General features: G+C 64.6%; 14 protein-coding genes. 7 read left to right on the top strand and 7 right to left on the bottom strand.

Annotation, left to right across the window (positions count from 1 at the left end; genetic code table 11):
- The first annotated feature begins 149 nt into the window (after positions 1–149).
- On the top strand, positions 150–620 hold the full coding sequence (locus tag ACVILI_RS28385) for a nucleoside deaminase (protein WP_019860517.1): 471 nt from the start codon (positions 150–152) through the stop codon (positions 618–620).
- A 33-nt stretch (positions 621–653) separates the two neighbouring features.
- Here ACVILI_RS28385 and ACVILI_RS28380 read toward each other — a convergent pair whose 3' ends face one another.
- Positions 654–1,010, bottom strand: coding sequence for an ArsR/SmtB family transcription factor (locus ACVILI_RS28380; RefSeq protein ID WP_038648931.1), 357 nt, complete (start codon positions 1,008–1,010; stop codon positions 654–656).
- A 206-nt stretch (positions 1,011–1,216) separates the two neighbouring features.
- Between ACVILI_RS28380 and ACVILI_RS28375 the strand changes: the two genes are divergently transcribed.
- On the top strand, positions 1,217–2,395 hold the full coding sequence (locus ACVILI_RS28375) for an MFS transporter (protein ID WP_457102677.1): 1,179 nt from the start codon (positions 1,217–1,219) through the stop codon (positions 2,393–2,395).
- Between the two features lie 104 nt (positions 2,396–2,499).
- Here ACVILI_RS28375 and ACVILI_RS28370 read toward each other — a convergent pair whose 3' ends face one another.
- Positions 2,500–2,955 carry a MarR family winged helix-turn-helix transcriptional regulator gene (locus tag ACVILI_RS28370; protein ID WP_038648928.1) on the bottom strand — a complete coding sequence of 152 codons (456 nt, stop codon included), beginning with the start codon at positions 2,953–2,955 and terminating at the stop codon, positions 2,500–2,502.
- 211 nt (positions 2,956–3,166) lie between these two features.
- Between ACVILI_RS28370 and ACVILI_RS28365 the strand changes: the two genes are divergently transcribed.
- The gene (locus tag ACVILI_RS28365) at positions 3,167–3,961 is read left to right on the top strand and encodes an SDR family NAD(P)-dependent oxidoreductase (RefSeq protein WP_019860513.1); all 795 of its coding nucleotides are present in this window, start codon (positions 3,167–3,169) and stop codon (positions 3,959–3,961) included.
- A gap of 214 nt (positions 3,962–4,175) precedes the next feature.
- On the opposite strand, the gene ACVILI_RS28360 is transcribed toward ACVILI_RS28365, so the two are convergent.
- Positions 4,176–4,775, bottom strand: coding sequence for a LysE family translocator (locus ACVILI_RS28360; RefSeq protein WP_240564808.1), 600 nt, complete (start codon positions 4,773–4,775; stop codon positions 4,176–4,178).
- 94 nt (positions 4,776–4,869) lie between these two features.
- On the opposite strand from ACVILI_RS28360, the gene ACVILI_RS28355 reads away from it, so the two are divergent.
- A complete protein-coding gene (locus ACVILI_RS28355; protein WP_084791660.1) occupies positions 4,870–5,739 on the top strand; it encodes a LysR substrate-binding domain-containing protein in 870 nt (289 codons plus the stop codon).
- A gap of 60 nt (positions 5,740–5,799) precedes the next feature.
- Here ACVILI_RS28355 and ACVILI_RS28350 read toward each other — a convergent pair whose 3' ends face one another.
- The 3 genes from ACVILI_RS28350 to ACVILI_RS28340 all read right to left on the bottom strand — a co-directional run bounded on the left by ACVILI_RS28350 (position 5,800) and on the right by ACVILI_RS28340 (position 8,829).
- Positions 5,800–6,450: a dihydrofolate reductase family protein gene (locus ACVILI_RS28350; RefSeq protein WP_038648920.1), complete on the bottom strand. Its 651-nt coding sequence runs from the start codon at positions 6,448–6,450 to the stop codon at positions 5,800–5,802.
- A 117-nt stretch (positions 6,451–6,567) separates the two neighbouring features.
- Positions 6,568–7,410 (bottom strand): protein-L-isoaspartate O-methyltransferase family protein, encoded by an 843-nt coding sequence (locus tag ACVILI_RS28345; protein ID WP_019860508.1) that lies wholly within the window; start codon positions 7,408–7,410, stop codon positions 6,568–6,570.
- A 54-nt stretch (positions 7,411–7,464) separates the two neighbouring features.
- Entirely contained in the window at positions 7,465–8,829 is a 1,365-nt protein-coding gene (locus tag ACVILI_RS28340) for an Nramp family divalent metal transporter (RefSeq protein WP_019860507.1), read from the bottom strand.
- 228 nt (positions 8,830–9,057) lie between these two features.
- Here ACVILI_RS28340 and mntR point away from each other — a divergent pair, with 228 nt between their 5' ends.
- Positions 9,058–9,510, top strand: coding sequence for a manganese-binding transcriptional regulator MntR (gene mntR, locus ACVILI_RS28335; RefSeq protein ID WP_038648917.1), 453 nt, complete (start codon positions 9,058–9,060; stop codon positions 9,508–9,510).
- 90 nt (positions 9,511–9,600) lie between these two features.
- The gene (locus ACVILI_RS28330; protein WP_019860505.1) at positions 9,601–9,789 is read left to right on the top strand and encodes a hypothetical protein; all 189 of its coding nucleotides are present in this window, start codon (positions 9,601–9,603) and stop codon (positions 9,787–9,789) included.
- A 132-nt stretch (positions 9,790–9,921) separates the two neighbouring features.
- Here the strand turns inward: ACVILI_RS28330 and ACVILI_RS28325 are convergent, their stop codons facing one another.
- Positions 9,922–11,991 (bottom strand): hypothetical protein, encoded by a 2,070-nt coding sequence (locus ACVILI_RS28325; protein WP_038648914.1) that lies wholly within the window; start codon positions 11,989–11,991, stop codon positions 9,922–9,924.
- A gap of 180 nt (positions 11,992–12,171) precedes the next feature.
- Here ACVILI_RS28325 and ypfJ point away from each other — a divergent pair, with 180 nt between their 5' ends.
- Positions 12,172–13,092, top strand: a complete 921-nt coding sequence (ypfJ, locus tag ACVILI_RS28320; protein ID WP_019860504.1) for a KPN_02809 family neutral zinc metallopeptidase — start codon at positions 12,172–12,174, stop codon at positions 13,090–13,092.

The following is a 13,092-nucleotide window of genomic DNA, read 5'->3' as shown; positions in this document are numbered from 1 at the left end:
AGTCCCCGCTTTCGTCATCAGTCGTTGAGTTCGGGGCAAGCGGGGCACTGCGCGGCCCGCCCACGGCTATCGCGGTAGCACTCCATCTGCTACCGTCCACGCCGTCCCAGTTCATCTATCTACGCAGACAGCTTCGGAAGGCACAGGCGATGACCCGTGACCAGATGTTCGCTCACCTCCGCGCCGCCAATGACGTGGCGCGCGAGGCCGCCGCGCACGGGCACCATCCTTTCGGCTGTGTGCTCGTCGGCCCCGATGATCGCATCCTGATGCGGCAAGGCAACATCAACACCGTGCGCCACGCCGAAACCGAGCTCAGCCGGCGTGCCGCGGACGCCTATCCGCCGGATTTCCTCTGGTCCTGCACGTTGGTCACAACTGGCGAGCCCTGCGCGATGTGCACCGGAACGCTCTACTGGGCAAATATCGGCCGGCTGGTCTACGGCTTCGAAGAGACCAAGCTTCTCGCGCTGACTGGCGACCACGCCGAGAATCCGACGATGAACCTCTCGTCACGCACGGTCCTCGGCTCCGGGCAGAAGCCGGTCGAGGTCCACGGCCCCATCCCGGAGATGGAGGAGGAACTTCTCGCGCCGCATATCGGTTTCTGGCAGCGCTAGCGGCGACAGAGCTTTAGCTTGGAACCTGCAGATCTAGGCCGGCACCTCAATATCGTGGCCGCCGACCGCCGGCAGAGCGGGGTCGTCGACGGCGGCGGCGATGACGCTGTCGAGCAGGCCGGGGAAGCGGGCGTCGAGGTCGGCGCGGCGCAGCGTGATCATGCGGTTGGTGCCGACCACTTCGGCGCGGGTGACGCCGGCCTCGCGCAACTTGGCGAGGTGGTAGCTGAGATTGGTCTTGGAGCCGAGATCGAGGAACTGGCTGCAGTTCAGCGCCACGCCTTCCTTGCTGGCGAGATAGCGCACGATGGCGAGCCGCGTCGGATCGCCGAGCACGCCAAGCACGATCGGCAGGCTGATCTGGTCCGTATTGGGATGAGGTAGCGTCATGGCTGGAACCTAAGCGCAGTTCGGGCCGATTTCAACGCATCCGTCCTCGCTGGCCCGTACACACTGTTTCTCCATTTCGATCCGTGCCGAACGACCGTGCTGACACAGGGCTGTCAGGATGGTTCAGCTATTTTGCCCTGGCTTCATTGACATCATGCCCTGCTATGTCCAATTGTTCAATAACTTTTGAACTAAGGACACATGCCATGGACAAGCGGATCTTTTGGCTTGCGCTCGGATCGTTTGCGATCTCGACCGAAGGCTTCGTCATCTCCAGCCTTCTGCCCGACATCGCCAGGGATGCCGGCATTTCCATTCCACTCGCCGGCACGCTGATCACCGCCTTCGCGCTCGCCTACGCCATCGGCACGCCGATCCTGGCGACGCTGACCGGTGAATGGGACCGCCGCCGCGTCATCCTGTGGACGCTGGTGTTCTTCGTCATCGGCAACATCGCCGCCGCCCTGAGTTCCTCCTTCGAAGTGCTTCTGATCGCGCGCATCATCATGGCGCTGTCGTCGGGGCTGTTCGCCGCGACCGCGCAGGGCACTGCGGTGGCGCTGGTCGATGACCATCACCGGGCACGCGCCATCGCCGTCGTCGTCGGCGGCACCACGGTGGCCGTCGCCGTCGGGGCGCCGCTCGGCGCGCTGGTCGCGACGATCGCCGGCTGGCGCGGCACCTTCTATGCCATTGCCGGGCTCGGCGCGCTCGCCGGCGCCATCCTGTGGTACCGGCTGCCGCGCGGCATCGTCGGCACAAGGCTGCCGCTGAAGCGCCGGCTGGCGGCCGCCATGCGGCCCGGCGTGATGCCGATCCTGGTGACGACATTGCTGGCGCTGACCGGCGCGTTCACCGTCTTTGCCTATGTCGCGCCGCTCGCCATCGAGGGCGCCGGGCTCAGCCAGATCGCGCTGCCCGGCATGCTGCTCGCCTTCGGCGTCGGCGCCGTCATCGGCAACATTGCCGGCGGCCAGGCGGCCGACCGCTTCGGCGCCACCCGCACCGTCGGCTGGTCGCTGACGCTGAGCGCCGCCATGCTGGTGATGCTGTCGGTCGTGCCGGCCTTCCTGCCGCAGCATATTGCCGGTCCAGCGCTGATGGCGATGATGCTGCCGTGGGGCATCGTCGGTTGGGCGTTCCCGCCGGCGCAGGCCAGCCGCATCATCAAGCTGGCGCCCGATGCCGCGCCGATCGTGCTGTCGCTCAACGGTTCGGCGCTCTATCTCGGCGTGGCGCTGGGCGCGGTGGTGGGCGGTGGCGTGCTGCGCTACGGCTCGCCGGTCGATCTCGGCCTGGTTGCCGCGGCCTTCCCGATCGTCGGGCTGGGTATCGTGCTGGCCGGCCGCTGGGCGGCACGGCCGGTCGCGATGCCGGCCGAATAGTCTCTTCGAAAGCCGTCGGCGGCCAATCCATTTTGACGCAATTCCCAAGGGAAAGCGCTACGCGCTTTCCCGGGAAAACCGTTTCACACTTTTCCTGGAATTGCTTAGGTAGCCGGCGGCAAATCAAAATCCAGCGCGCTGATGTCATCCAGCACCGCGCGCAGGCGTTCCGCCTTTTCCTTGCCCACCACATCCTCGAAGCGCTGCTGGGCGGTCTGCCACAGCTTCATCGCCTCATCGAGCTTGGTCCGCCCTTGCTGGGTCAGCCGCACCCGCTTGATGCGGCGGTCGTCCGGATCGGCGAAGGTCTCGACAAAACCGTCGCGGATCAGCGGCTTCAGCGTGTGGCCGAGCGCCGAAAGGTCCATGACCAGGGCAGCGGCAATGGCGCCCATGGCCGGTTCGTCGCCGATATGGATCTGGTAGAGCAGGCCCTGCTGCGTGGCCTTGAGGCCGGATGGGGCCTGCACGTCATCATAGAACTGGCCGAGCTTGCGCGTTGCTCGCCGCAGCATGGCGTAGTTGCAGGCTGTCAGCCCGGGCAGGGTGTCTTTCGGCATGGTGGTTCCTCGGCGCCGGAGAAAATCCTGTCCGGTCGCTGCCCGACAAATAATCCCGAACGCACTCATTGACAAGATAGTGGCATATGCCTATTTCGTCGAAAGTGGTATATGCCACTAAATCAATCAGGCGGCATGTCGGCGCGCCGAGGCGAATGCCTGCGGTGCCGGCGGCCAGGTCGAAGTGAACAGAGATAGAAGGAACAGGACAATGAGTGGACAGGCAAACAAGGGCACGGCGGTCGTCACTGGCGCCTCATCGGGCATCGGCGCGGTCTATGCGGACCGGCTGGCCGGGCAGGGCTATGATCTCGTGCTGGTGGCGCGGCGCGCCGACCGGCTCGAGGAACTGGCCGAGAAGCTGCGCTACGCCTACGATCGCAAGGTCAGCTTCATCGCAGCCGATCTGTCCGACGACGACGATGTGCGCCGTGTCGAGCGGATGATATCGGCCGATGACAGCGTGACGCTGCTGGTCAACAATGCCGGCCTTGGCGGCCAGCAGGTGGTGGCAACGGCCGACGCCGACGCGGCCGAACGCATGATCAAGGTCAATGTCATCGCCTTGACGCGTTTGACCCGTGCGGTGCTGCCGGGTCTTCTGGCGCGCAACCGTGGCGCCATCGTCAACATAGCCTCGGTGCTCGCCTATGAAACGTCGTTCGGCGGCATCTACAGCGGCACCAAGGCCTATGTCGTCAACTTCACCGAAGCGCTGCAGCGCGAGGTCGCGGGCACGGGTGTGAAGGTGCAGGTGGTGCTGCCGGGCGCGACCCGGACCGATTTCTGGGAACTGGCCGGCAGCGATATCGACCAGCTTCCCAAGGAAATCGTCATGTCCGCCGACGATATGGTCGATGCCGCGCTTGTCGGCCTGGCCAGGGGCGAAGCCGTGACCGTACCGGCACTTGCCGATGCCGCCAAGCTGGACACGTTCCTCGGCGCCCGCCAAGCCTTCTACGGCAGCCTGCACGCCGACAAGCCGGCGGCGCGCTACGCGGCTTGAGGGCTATCCATGCTTGGGTTCCTCGCCCCCACGAATGTGGGGGAGAGGTGGCTCGGCGAAGCCGAGACGGAGAGTGGGATTGGCGCAATCCTGTCCGTGAATTGGCTTCAAGAAGCCCCTTCCAGCCGCTGGCGCCCCCTCTCCGACCGCTTCGCGGCCACCTCTCCCCCGCTCTAGCGGGGGCGAGGAACCCAGGTCCTGCTATGACGGTGTCCTAAGCCGACCGCCACATCGGGATGATCGACGCGGCCAGCACCAGCGCCAGCACGATGTTGAGGGCGCGCCATTGCCATTCGGTCTTCAGCAGCCGGGCCAGCACCATGCCGGCCATGCACCAGACGGACAGGGAGATGGCGGCGGCGAGGCCGAAGGTCGAGCCGAGCAGCAGAGCGAGTTGTCCCGGCCCATCGGCCAGTGCGGCGAACGACGCCGCCGCGCCCAGCCCCATCGCCCAGCCCTTGGGGTTCATCCACTGGATGCCGGCGCCGCCGAGAAAGCTGTTCGGTTTGGCCATCGTCACGTCGAGATTGGGTGGCCCGGCACGGCCGATCTTTACGGCCAGCCACAGGAGATAGAGCGAGCCAATCACCTTCATCGCCAGTTGCAGCGACGGCACCGCAAGCAGCAGGCCCGCAAGCCCGGCCGCGGCGGCAGCCGTCACCGTAGCGAGGCCGGCGGCGCTGCCTATCATCAGCGGAACTGAACGGCGAAAACCGAACTGCGCGCCCGAGGCGGTCGACAAGGTCGTGGCGATGCCGGGCGTGGCGGTGGCCACGAAGGCAAACAGGATGAGCGGCAGGATAGGCTGGAGCATGGGGCGTCCTTTGTCGTAGCTCCATGGTAGGCCCGTTCTGGCATCAGTAAATGCAATGTTTGCGATATTGGGCATTAGCATCTATAATGCTGAGATGATCCGCAATCTCGATACGGCGCTGCTGCGCACCTTCGTCACCGTCGCCGACAAGGCCAGCATGACGGCGGCCGCCAACGCGCTGCATCTGACGCAAGGCGCCGTCAGCCAGCAGGTCAAAAGGCTGGAGGAGACGCTTGGCTGTGGCCTGTTCGAGCGTGACCGGCGCGGCCTGCGCCTGACGCGGCCCGGCGAGCGGCTGTTCGACAAGGCAAGGCGCCTGCTCAGCCTGAATGACGAGATCTGGGCCGAGATGGCGGGCTCGGCCGTCGCCGGCCAGGTGCGGCTCGGCGTGCCGTACGATCTGGTCGGCACCTTGCTGGCGCCGGTGCTGAAGACCTATGCGGAAACCTATCCGCAGGTCGAGATCTCGCTGGTCTGCGCGTCATCGCCGGAATTGGCGTCAGCGCTTGCGGCCGGAACCATCGACCTTGCGGTGATCGAGGAGCGGGTCGGCCCGACATCGGGCGAATGCCTGGCCATCGACCGGCTGGTCTGGGTCGGCGCCCGAGGCGGCACTGCCCGCGCCAAGCGCCCGCTGCCGGTGTCGATCGTCGCCGACACCTGCGCCTTCCGCCCGGTGGTGCTTGCGGCGCTCAACGAGCATGGGATGGAATGGCGCACCGTGTTCGAGAACGGCAACATCGACGCCACGACGGCGACGGTGCGCTCCGATCTTGCCGTCACCACCTGGCTGGCCTCCACCGTGCCGGCCGATCTCGACATCTTGCCGTTCGATGTCGGGCTGCCGCCACTGCCGAATTTTGCCATTAATTTGCATCTGCCGCGCCACGGCGTCGGCCCGGCCGCGCAGGAGTTCGCGCGGCATATCAGGGATGGGCTGGCGCGGCGGCCGGCGGCGGCTTGAGACCGTGCGGAACTTGGGTTCCTCCCTCCGGAGGGAGAGGAAAGGTCCCAAGGCCGTCCGCTACTTCCAGTTCCTGCGCCGCTCCAGCTCGGCGACGGACGGTTCGCCCGTGACAAAGGAGCCGACCTCGATTTCACCTGATCGTTCGTAGGTCGCGATGATGACGCCGGTGCTGGACGTCTGCGACTTCACAAGCTTGAACGCGGCCGGCATTGCGCCATCGCCGAACAGACGCTTGCCCTTGCCCAGCAACAGCGGGAAGATCATCAGCCGGATTTCGTCGATCAGCCCGTTGGCGAGCAAGGTCTGGATCAGGTCGGCCGATCCCTGGATGAGCAGGTCGGGTCCATCCTGCTTGCTGAGGCGGCGTAGCGCCGCGACGATATCTTCCCCAAGCCATTGCGTGTTCTGCCAGGTGAGTGTGTCAGGCCGATGCGTGGCCACATATTTGGTCGCGGGGTTGAAGGCATCGGCGATAGGATCCTTCTGGTACGGCCAATAGGCGTTGAAGATGTCGTAGGTTCTGCGGCCGAGCAGCAGGGCGAAAGGTTTAGAGAAGAGTTCGTCCATTGCCGCGCCGCCCACCTCGTCAAAGTAATGGAAGGTCCAGCCGCCGAACTTGAAGCCGCCGACCGGATCCTCTTCCGGTCCGCCGGGGGCCTGCATAACACCGTCGAGGCTGACGAAGGTGGCGGCGATGATCTTTCTCATGGGTCTCTCCCTTGTTCCATCTACGCCGTCGCGGCCGGATTGTGGCCCAAGGACGGCTGGCCCGCACCCACCCCGACAGGGCCTGAGAAATCTTGGCCAAATCCGCGCATCGATGCCTCAGCTGCCGGGTTTGGCACGGACGTCTTTCGTCGAGAACCAGACGTCGCCGAAGATCGCCGTGGCGGTGCGATCCGGCGCCTTGTGCTGCGTAAGCCAGATCGAGCGGCTGCGCATGGCTTGCTCGCGTGTCGGGATCTTTGCCGCAAGATCCGCAACCGAGGCACCGATGCAGGGGATGAACCAGGAGCGCATGAAGGGATCACAGGCAAAGCCCTTCTCGGTGCGGGTCACCATCACCGCCAGCGGGACGCGTTCGGACGGGCGCCAGGGGAAGATCATGCGACCGCCGGGGCGCAACGCCTTCAGCCATCCGACCGGCGGGGCGACGACGCCGGCGTTGACATAGATGATGTCGGATGGCGGCAAGGGCGTGGTCACGGCGTCGCCATGGACCACCGTCGCATTGCCGTAGATTTCGAGATTCTTGCGCGCCAGCTCGGCCAGCCTGCCGTCGAGCTCGAAGGCGGTGACGGTGCCGCGAGGTGAAACCAGCCTGGCCAGCACGGCGGAGTAGTAGCCGGTGCCAGCGCCGATATGCGTGACGGCCTCGCCGGGTTTCGGCGCCAGTTTCCCGATCCACATGGCGTGCAGGAACGGCTCGCCATTGTTGATGCCCTTGTCGGCATCGAGCGCCACGAGCACGTTCTGGTAGATATGCGCCGGGTCGGCGCTCGGCGTGGTGACCTTGCCGCTCCCGGCGACGATCGTCCATGGTCCCGGGCCAAGAAAGGCTTCGCGCGGAACAGTGGCGAAGACCTCCTCCAGGCGTGGATCCGATGAGGCGGCATTGGCCGCCATCAGCCGGGCGTAGAATTTCCTGATGTCTTCAATGCTGCTCATGACGCCAGCAAAGATAGCGCGATTTGGCGGTTTGTCGCGCTGTCTGGCGGAATTCTAGCTGACCCCGAACAGCGTGTCGTAGAGCAGCTTGAAGTTGAGCACGAGGATGATCGCCGCGACCACCCAGGCGAGTGCGGCCACGCCGCGCGGAATGGCGAGGTTGCCCATCTTCTTCTTGTCGGAGACGAACTGCACCAGCGGCACCACCGCGAAGGGCAATTGCATCGACAGGATCACCTGGCTGAACACCAGCAGCTGGCCGGTACCCTTCTCGCCATAGAGCGCAGTCACAACCACCACGGGAATGATGGCGAGGCCGCGCGTCAGAAGCCGGCGCGCCCAGTTGGGGATGCGCAGGCGCAGGAACCCTTCCATGACGATCTGGCCGGCAAGCGTCGCCGTCACTGTCGAATTCAGGCCGGAAGCGAGCAGCGCCACGGCAAACAGGATCGAGGCAATGCTGAGGCCGAGCAGCGGTGACAGCAGCTCGAAGGCCTGGTCGATCTCGGCCACATCCTGGTGGCCGGTGTTGTGGAAGGCGACAGCCGAGACGATCAGGATAGCGGCGTTGACGAACAGAGCCAGCATCAGGGCGATGGTGGAGTCCGTCGTCGCCCATTTGATGGCGTCGCGCTTGCCCTTTTCGGTGCGCTCATAGGCGCGGGTCTGCACGATCGAGGAGTGCAGATAGAGATTGTGCGGCATGACCGTGGCGCCGATGATGCCGATGGCGATGTAGAGCATCGCCGGATTGGTGACGATCTCCGAGGACGGCACGAACATCGAGTGCAGGATCGTGCCGGCCGGCGGCGCGGCAACGAAGATCTGGATGGCAAAGCAGCTGAAGATGATGATCAAAAGCGCGATGACGAAGGCTTCGAGATAGCGGAACCCCTTGTTCATCAACATGAGCACCAGGAACGCGTCGAGCGCGGTGAGGATCGCGCCGCCGATCAGCGGAATGCCGAACAGAAGCTTCAATGCGATCGCGGTGCCGATGACTTCGGCGAGGTCGCAGGCGATGATGGCGAGTTCGCAGGCGATCCACAGCACGAAATTGACCGGGCGCGGATAATAGGCGCGGCAGGCCTGGGCGAGGTCGCGGCCGGTGGCGATGCCAAGCCGGGCGGCCAGCGCCTGCAGCAGGATCGCCATCAGGTTGGACAGCATGATGATGAACAGCAGCGTGTAGCCGAACTGGGCGCCGCCGGCGAGGTCGGTCGCCCAGTTGCCCGGGTCCATATAGCCGACCGAAACCATGTAGCCCGGGCCCATGAAGGCGAACAGCCGGCGGAACCAGACGCCCGAGCTCGGCACGGCGATGGTGGAATTGACTTCGCGCAGGCTGGGCTGATCGTCCTCGTCCCGTCCGGCGAACCGCCATGAGGATCGAGGGGCTGTGGCTTCTGCGTCTGACATGAAAAGGCTTTCCGAGACTTCCGGGATATCCATAAGCTATGCCATGGCTCAACATTATGCAATATGCTATATTTCATTGTTTGTGCTTTTTGCCGGACGTTCGGCCGGGTTTGCGAAACCGCAATCGGAAACGCCGGTTGCGCCTGTGGGGGAATGCAAATAAACGGCCTGAAGAATCAGAGCCCGTGCTATAAAGCAGGAACGGCTAAACTCCCGAGGAGGAGCGCATTGGCGCTGAAGAACAGACCTGTCCCGCGTGAGCCATTGCCCGACGCCAATGTCCATTCGGAAGGGTTCCGGCAGCAGCGCCAAGCGCGCCGCAGCGCGCTGGTCGAAGATTATGTCGAGCTGATCGCCGATTTGATCGAGGACGGCAACGAGGCACGCCAGGTCGACATCGCAGCGCGTCTCGGCGTCGCGCAGCCGACGGTGGCCAAGATGCTGACGCGCCTTTGCGCCGACGGGCTGGTGTCGAGAAAACCCTATCGCGGCGTGTTCCTGACCGAGGCCGGCCGCAAGGTCGCGGAGGAAAGCCGCATCCGTCACCAGACGGTGGAGGCTTTCCTGCGCTCGCTCGGCGTCAGCGCCGAGACCGCGCGCATCGATGCCGAGGGCATCGAGCACCATGTCAGTGCCGAGACGCTGGAAGCGTTCCGCAAGGCGATGACGGCGCTGCGCTGAGGCGCCCGATCGTTCCTGGGAAGGTGGAACCGCAGCCCCTTGCGCACGTTGCTCCTGACATAGCGCGATATCGCACCAAGGGAGGAAGAAATGGGCGTCGAACAAGCACCAACCGCTAAGGGCAAGCAGGCCGCCAAGGGATTGAAGCAGGCCGCGGCGAAGGATGAGCGCAAGACCGAAGCCGAGACCGGCCATCCCCTGAAGAAGGGTGCGGCGCGTTTCGAGGAGCGCTCGAAAAGCTCCGATGGCAAGAGCGCAGGCGCCAAGCAGAAAAGCTGAGGCCGCGCCGACGTCGGCGGCAGGCGGAAGCCGTCTGTTCAGCTGCCGGTTGCCCTCCGCTATGGCTCCGGATGCTCTAGCCCTTTGAAAGGTCCGGTGGACCTTTCAATTTGCCTGCGGCAAACCGTTCCCTCACTCGCGGACATCCTGCACCCAGCTTCTAGGGTGGCCGTCGACGCGGAACTGGAAGATGAAATAGGGCGGGATGCAGGTGCCTTCGCCAGGCTTGGCCTGGGGTAAATCGTCATAGCCGGCGGTGCAGATATAGTCCTCGCGGCAGGGATGCGCCTTGTCGCAGGCGCGCAGGCCGGCGGTCTTGGTGAATTCCCTGGTGCAGAATTTGTGGTCCTTGCCCGAGGCGATGCAGTCGTTGAAGCCGGTCTTGGCCAGACGGCCGCAGGTCGCCTCGTCGGGAAGCTTGTCGCAGCTCGCCTTGCGCAGCATGCCGCCGGGAAAGCCGCCGGTCTTCTGATCAGGATTGTCGTAGCGCTGGCGCGCCGCGCCATAGCCGGCGAGTTTGACCAGTGGTTTCTTGTCCCGCGCGGGATCGATGGCGCAGGCCTTTGCGGTGGCCGGCGACAGGCGGCAATACTGGTCGTTGCCCCATGACGACATTTTGATCTCGCCGAATTCGACGGGATCGCCGACCGCGGTGCCCTTCTCGCTGACGCAGGTGCCGAATCCCGGATGGATGGCGCTTTCGTGGACGCCGGCGCAACGCAGGCCGGCACCGCAGGTCCAGTCCTTGAAGCTTGCGTCGTCACCGCGATAGCAGATCGAGCCCCAGCCATTGTAGAGATCCGTGCCGTTCAGCGCTTCAGCATATTTCTGGTCCGGGCGGGCGGCGAAACCTCTGGTGAAATCGGGATGGCCGCCGGCGGCGAATTGTTCGACGATGGCGCGGCGGCGCGGCAGGTCGGCGAAGAACACAGCCGAGCCCGGCACGAAGACGGCGTTGCGGCGCGGTTCGCTGGCCGGGTCGGCGCCGGTGTAGTGGAAGCCGGCAATGCCATGCGTCTGATGGCAGCCGGTGCAGCTCATTTCGTTCAGCCGCAAATTGAAGCCGGCGACCGACTTGATGGTGGCCAGGGTATTGCCCTTGGCGACATAGTCCTTCAGCGCCTTGTCGATGTCGGCGTCGTCGAGCAGCCCATAGGCGATGTTGTTCTGCGAGCGGCTCAGGCCGCCGGGCGCGACGGAAACGGCGTTCTTGGCCAGGAATTTTTCGTCAATGACGAGCCGGCCATGGTCGAGATCGTAGATGTTGCGGTCGGTGAGCAGCCATTTGGCGAAGGACTTGCCGTCGGCCAGCACCGTGGCGCGGTCGATCTGGTTCTCCATCTTCGCTTCGTAGAAGCTCGAGGTCGCCGGATCCCATTTGAAGATCTTCAGGAGATATTCGGCATGGCCGCCGAAATCGCGCCGTGTCGAAGCCGACAGCCGCAGCACCTGCATGTTGAGTTCGAGCCGCATGATCTGCGAGGAATTGAGCATGGCGCCGGACAGCGGGCCTTCGTCGGAGCGCAGCCAGGCGGCCAGTTGCTCGGGCGGCAGGTCCTTCTGGCCGGCGGCGAGCCAGCGTTGGGCGACGTCGGCGCAGGATACGTCGGTGGCACTTGGCAGATCCTTCGAGGCACGCGCCTGCACACGCCTCGGCTTGGCGTTGAAGACCAGGCTCATGGTCAGGGGCAGGCGCGACGAGATGCGCTGCGCCACCTTGCCCTTGGCCGGCTTTTCGGTGACCGAATAGTGGAAGCGGTAGATCAGCCTGATCTCGCCGCATTCGGTGTGGCCGAGATAGCCGCGATCCATGCGGTTGACAACGCCGGTCAGGTCCAGCGTCGAGCCGTCATCGTCGATGTATTTCGGGTTGAATTTCTGGCTGGTGTCGTTCGACTTCGCCATATCAGCGACATAGGAGTCGGGACTGGTCTTCGGCTCGTCCGATATCTCCTGCTTGACCGTGTCGCGCACCCTGGCCAGCGCCGGCACGGAAAACAGGCCGCGATTGTCGACGTCGCGGGTGAGGCCGAGCGCGGGGCCGAGCAGGCGGCTGATCGACAGCCCGCCGCGCTCCAGCGCCTGCAAGGTGGCCGGATCGGTGACGGCGACGCTGGAATCAAGCGTCACAGCGCCGGCCGGCCCGAGGCCAAGGCAAAGCAGCGATGCAAGCAGCGACAGGAATTGGCCGATCGTCTTCAAGTCTCGCTCATCCCCCCATGTGGACGATGCTACAGACCTTAAGCGCGCGGGGCCAGAGCGATGTCCATGTGGTACCGGCATCGAAAAACACTGTGACTTGGCGCAACCATTGGGATAATTGTTTGTTGGGTTGAGCCGGCCTTGCCGGAGCAACGAGGAAGTTCATCACGGGGAGTTGCCATGCTCTGGAGAGGCCGTCGTCAGAGTGACAATATCGAGGACGACCGCAGCGACAGCGGCGGTGGTGGGATCGGCGGCGGCGGCGGGTTCCAAATTCCTATCGGCGGCCGGACCGGTGGCGGCGGCAGCATCCTCCTCGTCATCCTGGTGGTGATCGCGGGATGGTATTTCGGCTTCGATCCCTCGGCGATCCTGGGCGGTGGCGATGGCGGCCTGCTGCCGGGTGGCGGTGGCCAGATATCAGACAATAGCGGCGGCCAGGGCAGCGGCACGGCACCAGCCAATGACGAGATGAAGCAGTTCGTCGCGACCGTGCTTGCCGAGACCGAGGACACCTGGACCGGTATCTTCAAGTCGCAGGGCCTGACCTATGAGGATCCCAAGCTGGTGCTGTTTTCCGGCCAGGTTCGCTCTGCTTGCGGCTTTGCCTCGGCGGCGGCCGGGCCGTTCTATTGTCCGGGCGACCACAAGGTCTATCTCGACATGACCTTCTTCCAGCAACTCGACCAGCAATTTGGTGCCTCGGGCGAGTTCGCGCGGGCCTATGTCGTCGCGCATGAGGTCGGTCACCACGTGCAGAACCTCACCGGCATCATGTCCAAGTTCAACCAGATGCGGCAAGGCATGAGCGAGGCCGATGCCAACCAGCTTTCGGTGCGCATCGAACTGCAGGCCGACTGCTTCGCCGGCGTGTGGGCACATTACACGGCGCAGAAGGGCATATTGGAGCAGGGCGACATCGAAAGCGCGCTCAACGCCGCCAAGCAGATCGGCGACGACACGCTGCAGAAGAGGACGCAGGGCTATGTCGTGCCGGAAAGCTTCAACCACGGCACTTCGCAACAGCGGCAGACCTGGCTGGCGCGCGGCTACAAGAGCGGCAAGCTTTCGGACTGCAACACGCTGAGCGGCCCGATCTAA

Source organism: Mesorhizobium sp. USDA 4775 (genome assembly GCF_054062655.1).
Note: the sequence above shows the minus strand (reverse complement) of the source record. Positions and strands in the feature narration are given on the sequence as shown.

Coding starts and splice junctions, on each gene's coding strand:
- ACVILI_RS28350 (WP_038648920.1), bottom strand. CDS start 6,450: ATGAGAAAGATCATCGCCGCCACCTTCGTCAGCCTCGACGGTGTTATG.
- ACVILI_RS28340 (WP_019860507.1), bottom strand. CDS start 8,829: ATGTCAGACGCAGAAGCCACAGCCCCTCGATCCTCATGGCGGTTCGCC.
- ACVILI_RS28330 (WP_019860505.1), top strand. CDS start 9,601: ATGGGCGTCGAACAAGCACCAACCGCTAAGGGCAAGCAGGCCGCCAAG.
- ACVILI_RS28355 (WP_084791660.1), top strand. CDS start 4,870: ATGATCCGCAATCTCGATACGGCGCTGCTGCGCACCTTCGTCACCGTC.
- ypfJ (WP_019860504.1), top strand. CDS start 12,172: ATGCTCTGGAGAGGCCGTCGTCAGAGTGACAATATCGAGGACGACCGC.
- ACVILI_RS28365 (WP_019860513.1), top strand. CDS start 3,167: ATGAGTGGACAGGCAAACAAGGGCACGGCGGTCGTCACTGGCGCCTCA.
- ACVILI_RS28345 (WP_019860508.1), bottom strand. CDS start 7,410: ATGAGCAGCATTGAAGACATCAGGAAATTCTACGCCCGGCTGATGGCG.
- ACVILI_RS28385 (WP_019860517.1), top strand. CDS start 150: ATGACCCGTGACCAGATGTTCGCTCACCTCCGCGCCGCCAATGACGTG.
- ACVILI_RS28370 (WP_038648928.1), bottom strand. CDS start 2,955: ATGCCGAAAGACACCCTGCCCGGGCTGACAGCCTGCAACTACGCCATG.
- ACVILI_RS28360 (WP_240564808.1), bottom strand. CDS start 4,775: ATGCTCCAGCCTATCCTGCCGCTCATCCTGTTTGCCTTCGTGGCCACC.
- ACVILI_RS28375 (WP_457102677.1), top strand. CDS start 1,217: ATGGACAAGCGGATCTTTTGGCTTGCGCTCGGATCGTTTGCGATCTCG.
- ACVILI_RS28380 (WP_038648931.1), bottom strand. CDS start 1,010: ATGACGCTACCTCATCCCAATACGGACCAGATCAGCCTGCCGATCGTG.